General features: G+C 57.4%; 8 protein-coding genes and 1 pseudogene. 1 reads left to right on the forward strand and 8 read right to left on the reverse strand.

Going from position 1 to position 7,971, the window contains the following annotated elements; all coding sequences use genetic code 11:
• Positions 1 to 65: 65 nt before the first annotated feature.
• From MOY_RS15885 to MOY_RS15910, 6 genes are read right to left on the reverse strand one after another with little or no spacing between them, the layout of a single operon-like run.
• Entirely contained in the window at positions 66 to 698 is a 633-nt protein-coding gene (locus MOY_RS15885) for a TIGR04282 family arsenosugar biosynthesis glycosyltransferase (protein WP_009101789.1), read from the reverse strand.
• Positions 688 to 1,395: a TIGR04283 family arsenosugar biosynthesis glycosyltransferase gene (locus MOY_RS15890; protein ID WP_009101791.1), complete on the reverse strand. Its 708-nt coding sequence runs from the start codon at positions 1,393 to 1,395 to the stop codon at positions 688 to 690. The genes MOY_RS15885 and MOY_RS15890 overlap by 11 nt, the downstream gene beginning before the upstream one ends.
• Positions 1,382 to 2,017: an ATP-binding cassette domain-containing protein gene (locus MOY_RS15895; RefSeq protein ID WP_009101793.1), complete on the reverse strand. Its 636-nt coding sequence runs from the start codon at positions 2,015 to 2,017 to the stop codon at positions 1,382 to 1,384. The genes MOY_RS15890 and MOY_RS15895 overlap by 14 nt, the downstream gene beginning before the upstream one ends.
• Positions 2,014 to 3,696: an ABC transporter permease gene (locus MOY_RS15900; protein WP_009101796.1), complete on the reverse strand. Its 1,683-nt coding sequence runs from the start codon at positions 3,694 to 3,696 to the stop codon at positions 2,014 to 2,016. Before MOY_RS15900 ends, MOY_RS15895 begins: the two co-directional genes overlap by 4 nt.
• 4 nt (positions 3,697 to 3,700) lie before the next feature.
• Complete coding sequence (locus tag MOY_RS15905) at positions 3,701 to 4,915, reverse strand: ABC transporter substrate-binding protein (protein WP_009101798.1); 1,215 nt, start codon at positions 4,913 to 4,915, stop codon at positions 3,701 to 3,703.
• 25 nt (positions 4,916 to 4,940) lie between these two features.
• Positions 4,941 to 5,975, reverse strand: coding sequence for a phosphotransferase family protein (locus MOY_RS15910; RefSeq protein WP_009101799.1), 1,035 nt, complete (start codon positions 5,973 to 5,975; stop codon positions 4,941 to 4,943).
• 169 nt (positions 5,976 to 6,144) lie between these two features.
• Between MOY_RS15910 and MOY_RS15915 the strand changes: the two genes are divergently transcribed.
• A complete protein-coding gene (locus MOY_RS15915; RefSeq protein ID WP_009101800.1) occupies positions 6,145 to 6,849 on the forward strand; it encodes an NAD(P)H-binding protein in 705 nt (234 codons plus the stop codon).
• On the opposite strand, the gene MOY_RS15920 is transcribed toward MOY_RS15915, so the two are convergent.
• Together MOY_RS15920 and MOY_RS15925 are read right to left on the reverse strand one after the other, a co-directional pair.
• Positions 6,840 to 7,697, reverse strand: a complete 858-nt coding sequence (locus MOY_RS15920; RefSeq protein WP_009101801.1) for an alpha/beta hydrolase — start codon at positions 7,695 to 7,697, stop codon at positions 6,840 to 6,842. The genes MOY_RS15915 and MOY_RS15920 overlap by 10 nt on opposite strands.
• Positions 7,698 to 7,740: 43 nt before the next feature.
• Positions 7,741 to 7,971 (reverse strand): annotated as a pseudogene (locus tag MOY_RS15925) (TauD/TfdA dioxygenase family protein); the annotation flags it as partial.

Below are 7,971 nucleotides of genomic sequence, written 5' to 3' on the forward strand. Positions count from 1 at the left end.
GTTTGGCGTTGCGATGTTAGAAGCAGAACATTTGTTAAGTATTAGTGGCGCACAGCGCGGATTCATTACACCTTGGAAGCGTTTTTCAGGGTTTGTTGCCAGCGCTGCCAGTCTTCTGGTCGGTCAATGTCCCACATGGTGTCGGGAAAGGTGGCGTTTAAACGCAGCGCGGCAAGCCGTTGGCGGGTGACCTTGAGCACGTGCTCAGTTCCCCAGGGTATTCCCTCAAACAGGCTAGGGTGGTCGTTGTGAGTGCCAATCAACCCGTAGCCGCCATCTTCGGCAGGTAAAATCACCACGGGTGCGCTTTCAAGCGCTTCACTGCACTGCTTCAGCATGCCAACGGTAATGCTTGGGCAGTCGGTGCCCATCACCATCGCCGGGCCTTGTGCGCTATTTAGTGCATGACGAACGCGCATTCCCACGTCACCCTGTTGTTGAGCGGCAAGGGCTATGCCGTGGTGCGCCTGAAGCTCCAAAAACAGCGGATGTTGATGCTCCAGAGAGGTCCATAGCGTGACGTTTACTGCTCCCAACGCCTGGCAGGCGGTAGCAACGCAGTGGCGAACCATAGTGGCATGGGCTTGCGCTGCGCCTTCTGGCCCCAGGTAAGGAATTAAGCGCGTTTTCGCCTGCCCTGGCAGTGGCGCCTTGGCCAGCAGGTGTAAGTGGGGCTGCATGGTTGGCTTAACGGGCATTGCGATACTCCTTGGCCAATTGAGTGGCGCTTACGCCGCGCCAGTAGCGGTAACGCAGCCGCCACATCAGGCGAATGGTTTTCCAGGCGCCGAACTTATCCCAGCGTCTGCCTGAGCTTACCACTTTGATGCCAAGGCAGGCGGGGGGAGAAAGTGCCTTCAGTCGCTTGCTTAACGCGATATCTTCCATTAGCGGCTGATCGGGAAAGCCGCCCACTGCGTCAAACGCCTCCCGGCGTAGGAACATGCCCTGGTCGCCAGTGGCGATACCGCTCAGCCGTGAGCGTAGGTTCATCAGAGTACTGACGACGGGCAGCCAGCGGCTATGGCCTTCAAGCTGAATATCAAACCGCCCCCAGCAGTGCGTGCTTAGCGCCTGACTAATCTGTTCAACAGCCCCTTCGGGAAGTTGAGTATCGGCATGTAAAAACAGCAGCGCCGGTGAGTGCGCGCGTTCTGCGCCTAGGTTCATCTGCCGTGCCCGGCCAGTGTCACTAACCACTACTGTATCCGCTAGCGGGGTAGCTAGCGCCACGCTGTGATCGGTACTGCCGCCATCGACCACAATGATTTCCACTCTGGTCTCCCGTAGCGGTTGCAGCAGAGCCAGCGCCGTTTCAATTCCCATGGCCTCATTCAGCATCGGTATCACAATGCTAAGCGTAGGGGGTTCTGCGCCTGGGTTAACCAAGGACAATGATCGGCCCTCCGGCGGCATTGGCATCGGCTTCATCGTGGGTGACCAGCAGCGTGGGTAGGCCTGCGGCCCGCAACTGGCCGAACACCAGCGTGCGCATTTCCTGGCGCAATGCCGTGTCGAGCTTGGAAAATGGCTCATCCAGCAGCACGGCGCGGGGCTGTGAAAGCAGCAGGCGCATCAGCGCTACCCTGGCTTGCTGGCCGCCGGAAAGGGTAGCAGGGTCACGGGCTTCAAAGCCTGCTAACCCTACCTGCTCTAGCGCTTGGGCGACCTGCTGGCGCTTGTCGTTGGTACGGTGTGGCAGGCCAAAGCGCAAATTTCCCGCTACGCTTAAATGCGGAAATAGCATGGGATCCTGAAACAGCAGGCCAATGCCGCGCCGTTCAGCGGGCAGTGTGTCCAGGCGTTTATCGCCAAGATAGAGTTCACCCTGGGCCTGAAAGGCAGGCGACAAAAAGCCCGCTAGATAGGCCAATAGCGTGGATTTACCCGAGCCGGAAGATCCCATGACAGTTAACACTTCCCCTGGTGCTATGTCGCGGTGCATCGCTAGCAGCGTTTCGTCTGCGAGCGTAATTTTCATCTGCTTAATATGCAGCGTTTGGAGATTATGGGTCATGCAGCTCCTCGCATTTGGCGGCGTTTTGCCCATACAAGGCGGGGAATCAAGAGTGCCAGACTAAAGCCAATAAAGGGCAGCAGCGCTTGAAGTAGTGCCAATACCGCCACCAGCCGGCGGTTGCCACCAGACGCCATGGCCACAGCTTCGGTGGTGATGGTAGGAACACGCCCACCGCCCAACAGCAGCGTTGGTAAATACTGCCCGATGCTGACGGCTAAGCTTACCGCACAGGCGGTGAGTAACGGCGCCAGCAGCAGAGGCAGGCGCACTTGCCAGAAAGCTCGCCAGGGGGTAACACCTAGCGACAGCGCCACCTGCACCCACCGGGGATCCAGCCGCCGGTAGGCTTCTGACAGCGATAAATAGAGATACGGCACCACAAATAACAGATGAACGGCGACAACCAAGGCGTGCTGAGGACGAAGACCAGCACTTTCAGCAGCCACCACTAAGCCAAATAGAAACGCCACCTGGGGCACAATAAGCGGTAGGTACAGCAGCCAGAGTGCTCGCCTGGCAGGCAGGTGGTGGCGCGCCGCGTGCTCCAATGTGGCTACCACCAGTCCCGCAGCGATGAGCGTTGCGGCCAGCCCAACACTCAGCGTATTCATCAGCGGTGTCGTCACACTGGGCAAGATGCGCTGCCAGTGATCCAGCGTGAAGGAACCCGGCAGCGCGTCTGGAAAGCGCCAAAAACCCGCCACTGAAAAAAGTGCAAGCCCGCCTAGCGCGCTTATCGCCAACAGCGTGACGGTTAACAGCAGTGCACGGCCGCCAAATGCAATCACCCTTGAGCATGAACTACGCGCTCCATTAACCAGCCAGCGCCGGCTAAGTCGTTTAACCCCTTGTTCGCCTAACCACCAGGTCAGCAGTGCCGCCAGGGTAACGCCGAGCTGCAGCAAGGCACCGGCAGAGGCCATAAAGCGGCGGCTTAAATCGGGGTCGTTAAACCAGGTGAGAATCGAAACGCTCAGCGTTGGTGGTAGGGTGGGGCCAAGAATCAACGCCATATCTACCACCGAGGTGGCGTAGGCAATGACTGCATATACCGGCAAGCGAATCAGTGGGTAAAGTGCAGGGAGAACGCACTTTAGCCAGGCAATACTAGGCGCGTAGCCCAGCGAACGCGCCAGAGTGACACGCAGCTCGGGGCGTAGCTGTGGCAACGCCGCCAGGCTCATCAACAGCAAAAAGGGCACTTCTTTGAGGATTAGGCCTGCCATCAGCGCCAAGCCTAATGGGTCGTTGACGATCAGCAGGTCAGGGGGGCGTTCCCACCCAGTGAGCCCAGGAGAGACCCAGCGCACTAGCAACCCTGAAGGTGCAATCAAAAAGGCGAGCCCAAACGCCACGGCGGCATGGGGAATGGCCAGCAGCGGTGAGACCATCCGCCGAATAGCACGATCAAGCCAAGTGCCTTGGCTAGCCGCCAAAAACAGCACTACGATCAGCAGCGACACCAGCGTAGTGATAAGTCCACTAAAGTAGCTCAGCAGAACAGAACGGTGCAGGCCCGCGCGCGCCCATAGGGCTTGCCATGCCTCCAGGTGGAACGTATCCCCCCCAAGCACCGGCAAATAGCCAAAGGCCGGAAGAATCACCATAAGCAACCCTGTCGCTAGCGGCAGGGTTAACACGCTTATCATTACCCAAGGGGCTAGACGCAGCAGCATCGGCTTAGTTCACGTAGCGTTCTTGCCACGCGTCAGCTATTGCGTCTACCCAGCTTGGATGCGGTTGGCCTAGCACGTCACCTAGCTCGCTAGGCGGCAGGGTAGCGATCCCCAGGTCAATATCATCAAACAGCGCGCGCTCCTCAGGCGAGAGCGTGTGCATAGCCAGCACAGTGTTGCTACCCCACACTTCTGGATCCTGTTTCTCCGCCTGTGCTTCTGGCGACATTAGGTAGTTGGCCACCACCATCGCGCCTGCTTTGTGCTGGGCGTTATAGGGAATGGCCATAAAGCTCATATTGCCAATCATGCCGCTATCATGCACATAGCTTCTTACCGTGTCGGGTAGTTCGTAGTTAGCGATAGCGCCCGAGGCTTCGGTGGTGCTAAACGACAGCGCAATGCTGATTTCGCTGTCGCCCATCAGGCTGCGCAGATCAGCACTGTTGGAAGGGAACGCACGACCGGAGCGCCACAGGTGAGGGTGAAGCTCATCGAGAAATTCCCATAGTGGTGCTGTTGCGGCGTCGAAGTCCTCTTCTTGCATGGGGTCATAAAAGATATCCGTGGTATCACTTAGCTCTAGCAGCGCCTGAGTAATAAAGGCATTGCCCAGAAAGTTAGGCACTTGGGCATAGGTAAACTCACCGGGGTTCTGTTTAGTCCACTCCAGCAGCTCTGACATGTTGTTGGGGTGGTTTTCTACTAGCGCGGTGTCGTAGTAAAAAACTACCTGAGAGCTGCTCCAGGGGGACTCTAAACCGTCGACCGGAATGGTCCAGTCGTAGCGTACGGCGGGGGTGTTGTCAGGGTCGGTCAGCGCGTAGTAGGGCATGGCGTCTGCCCAGGGCCCAAACAGTAGGCCATTGGCTTTCATGGCGGCAAAGTTCTCGCCATTAATCCAGATCATATCGACGCTACCCCGGTCATCGTTGCCGGCCTGCTTCTCAGCCAGCACCCGCGAAACAGCTTCCGAGGTGTCACCCAATTTGACGTGGACAAGTTCTATGCCGTACTGCATTTCTACCTGCCGCGCTACCCAGCTGATATACGTGTTAATACGCTCTTCGCCTGCCCAGGCATTCCAATAAACGGTCTGGCCGCTGGCTTCTTCTAAGACCGCCTCCCAGTCGCTTGGGTCTGGTGCGGCGGCGGCGGGCACGGTGAGTGACAGCATGGCAGTGGCAACGGCGGTGGTTAGGATAGCGCGTGGCTTCATAGTGACATCTCTTGAAATCAATGGGTTATAGAGCTGTTTGTAGGTGCTTAAGTTCACTATGCACCCGCTCAATAATGGGCAGTGACAAATAGTGCTCGACCCGGTCCCGCACGTGCTCAATGACGGCGGCATCGGTGAGCTCTGCTGACCAGTCCTGGCCGCGATGCGCCGTATCCTGAGTGTGCAAATGCTGGGCGCGCCACTTGGCGCACCAGGTCAACGACCACAGCCAGGTGGCGCGGCGGCATGCCACTAGAGTTTCCGCACTGGGTGATTTGGCCATACGTGCCTGCCAGCGCTGATAAAAGGCGACGACTTCGTCCAGGGTGAGCACTGCTTGGCTGTTAATGTCCCAGGTGGTTGAGGTGTAAAGCGAGGTGTGGGCGAGATCAATCCCCGGCAGACCATAGCGGCACTTCTCTAAGTCCACAAGGATCGCACGGCCTTCTGCTGTCATCAGGAAGTTGCCGGGGTGGGTGTCAAAGCTGATTAGGCAGCGCTCGGCATCAGGTAGCGTGACGGGCAGCGCGTTCAGTTCGTCGCGAACACGTGAAATAACAGCGCCACTCAGGTCAGCTTTTTCCAGCCACTCGGCTTGGCGGCTGACTTCCTCACACATAGCCTGCCAGGGGTCTGCCGGGGCCAGCAGTGGCGCGGGATGTGCTGGCAACGGCAGCTGGTGCAGGCTGGCCAGAGTGTCGGCAATGCACGGTAAATCTTCTGGCAACTGCGCCAGCCGGCCATCAATGGCATCCACCAGCAGACCACCACGGGGTAGTGCGTCGCTGACTGGCAAGGTGCCGTGTAAACGGGGTACGTGGCCACCTTGGCTGGCGCGCTCGTAGCACGCTGCTTCATAGGCAAGGTTATCTGCGGGCGCTAGATCCATCTGGCTCTGTTTGGGCAGCCGGGCTACCCAATCATCGCCATGGCGGTGCATCCATACATGATCGTGAGCAAGCCCGGTGTCCGCCATTGGTGAAAGTGATTGGTAAGTGATCCCCGCCTGTTGCAGTGAATTTTCCAGTGTCTGCAAACGTACCTCTAAAGGTGTGGGCATAGCGTCATCCGTGTCAGTATAAGTTTAGCAATGCCATTAAGTGGCTGTTCTTGTACCAACCTTACACGGTTATGATAAAAAAGTGATTAAGGCGTGGCAGAAGGGCGCGGTGGCCAAAACGTCGCTATCTTTACCCATCCCCAATTACGCCGTACCAGGAGGCGCAAACATGTTTGAGACGGCTATCGTGCTGGGTGCAACAGGGGCTGTAGGCACGCAGTTAGTCACCCAGTTAACCCAGCGTGATGAGGTTGCCACTGTCATCGTGCTGTCGCGTCGTGAGTTAGATGTATCGCAGGCTTTTCCGGATGCCGTTGCCGCTAAAATCAGCCTGCGGGTGATTGATGTTAACAAACTGGAAGAGCAGGCTGCGGCCTTAATACCTGCCGGTTCAGTAGCTTTTGTGGCATTAGGTACAACGCAAAAACAGGCGGGTAGTAAAGCGGCTTTTCGCGCTATTGATCATGGTCTGGTTCTGGCATTTGCTTGTGCATGTATGTCCGCTGGAGTGAGCCAGCTAGGCGTAGTCACTGCGGTTGGTGCCAATGCGCGTTCTGCCAGTTTTTATAATCGCGTTAAAGGCGACGTGGAGCAGGATATCCAAGCGCTGGGGTTGCCGAGCGTATTTTTTGCACGGCCCTCGCTGCTGCTGGGGCGGCCGGATGATGGACGGGTTGCAGAAAATATCGCTGAAAAGCTGTTGACGCCGATGGCGCCGTTGCTACCAAAAGCAGTACGTCCGATTGCGACACAGCGCGTTGCAGCTGCCATGATTGAGGTGGCGTTTAGCACTGAGCAGAAGCGGCCGATGTTTGTGCTATCAAATGCTGACATGCATTCACTAACGTCACCGGCACGGCGGCCTCACTCTTGATTGAGGCTGGCGAGTCCGACTGCCTCGCGCAGAAAGGCGTCGATGCTCTCTGAGTAGGTCGGTTCGCTGTCAAGAAAGCCGGTGTTATGACCTCCTTGAATCTCCAGTAACTGCTTTGGCTCCTGGGCTGCTTGGTACACCGCTTCTCCTTGGGCAAAGGGAATAATCTCGTCGTCGCGGCTGTGAATGACCAGTAGTAGTGCGGATATCTGCGTAACATAGCTTTCCACTGGGTAGTCAATACGTGCCAGCCAGCGCGCGGGTAGGAATGGATAGAGCTGTTGGGCGAGTTCGGGCACCGAGCGAAACGGTGACTCAAGGATCACTGCTGCAGGGGCCGCGTGGTGCTCTTCTAAGCTTGCCGCAAGCTCTGCGGCCACTGCCGCTCCCAATGAACGGCCGAATACCACTATTTCGTCGGTCTCGTTTCCTTCATCGCGCAGCCATTGCCAAGCGGCGCGAGCATCCAGTGCCGTGCCTGCCTCTGATGGGCTGCCTTCGCTGCGGCCATAACCACGGTAATCGATGATCAATACCGACAAGCCCAGCCTCTGGAACTGGGCGATGCTCTCAAGCCGATGGGAAATATTGCCCGCATTACCGTGAAAGAACAGCAGGCTAGCGCGAGGATTCGGGGCGGGTACCCACCAGGCATCCAGGGCCACGTTGTCCTCAGTGGTCAGGGTCACCGCTTCCCATACCAAGCCACGGTCGGACGGAGTGGCAATATGCTCGCGGCCAGCGTTAGGCAGGTACAATAAACGCTCCTGGAAGGCCCACATCAATGCCACCAACAGGGCATAGATTATCGCCAGGGATAGCACTGTTTTCGCCATCATTCTCGCCATAGATTCGGCTCGTCGGATAAATATCGACGGTAAAACACATGCATTAGTTTTGCATGGGAATATCATCTTTCCAGCGAAACCCTACGCCACCGGCTTTCCAAATGCCGTCGCGATTAAAAGGGTGTGGCCCATCCAGATTGATGTACTGCGGCAACCCAAAATGAGGCGCCAGGTTCTGTCTAGATTTCACCGTTACACGGTCCATGATCCGCAGTCCTTGTTCTTCTGCGGACATATGCGCCTCTGGCGCCGCCCGGTGCGCTAGCGCCCAGTT

Origin of the sequence: Halomonas sp. GFAJ-1 (assembly GCF_000236625.2) — a bacterium.
GTDB lineage: Bacteria > Pseudomonadota > Gammaproteobacteria > Pseudomonadales > Halomonadaceae > Vreelandella.